At 73.2% G+C, this 630-nt stretch carries 1 pseudogene; it reads right to left on the bottom strand.

Features of this window, described 5'->3' with window-relative positions:
- Positions 1-455 (bottom strand): annotated as a pseudogene (locus Q6969_RS16175) (hypothetical protein); the annotation flags it as partial.
- Between the last annotated feature and the right edge of the window lie 175 nt (positions 456-630).

Here is a 630-nt window from a genome sequence, read left to right as displayed (position 1 = left end):
GGTCCGGCGTGGTGGGTCCCGCACGGCCCGGGCACCAGGACCGTGGACCCCTGCAGGACATGGATCGTCACCGGCCCCACCAGCACCGGCAGCGTCCCCGGGATCGACTGCCACGCGCCCCCGTCGAACCGGTACGACGGCGCATACGCGACCGTCACCGACACCTGCCGGTCGCCGACGATCGCGAACACATGGCTCGTGGCCGTGGGCGTGAAGTCGCCCTGACCCAGCTGCGCCCACGACGCCCCCGGACCCTCCACCGCCGTCGTCGTGCCATCACCGTGGTCCCACGTGAACGACACCGGCACGAACCGCACCTGCGCCGGCCGACCCAGCAGCACCCCGTCCACCACCTGCACCACCGCATCCGTCAGCAGGTTCACCGGCGCCCCCACCAGCGCCCACCCGACGGGCTGGGACCGGATCGACGCGGACCTCGGTACGAACTGCGCCACGTCCTCCAACGTCACCCCCGGACCCCCCTCCACAACCGGTACCGGATCCGCCGCCTTCACCGGCGTCCTCGCCGGCGGCAGGAACGCATGCCGCCCATCCAGGCACGACCCCCGCCCCGGCAAGCACCCACCATCCGCATCCGCCGCCAACCGGTCCTGCCGCGACACCGGATGC

Origin of the sequence: Clavibacter sp. MX14-G9D, assembly GCF_032917815.1 — a bacterium.
Lineage (GTDB): Bacteria > Actinomycetota > Actinomycetes > Actinomycetales > Microbacteriaceae > Clavibacter > Clavibacter michiganensis_K.
Note: the sequence above shows the minus strand (reverse complement) of the source record. Positions and strands in the feature narration are given on the sequence as shown.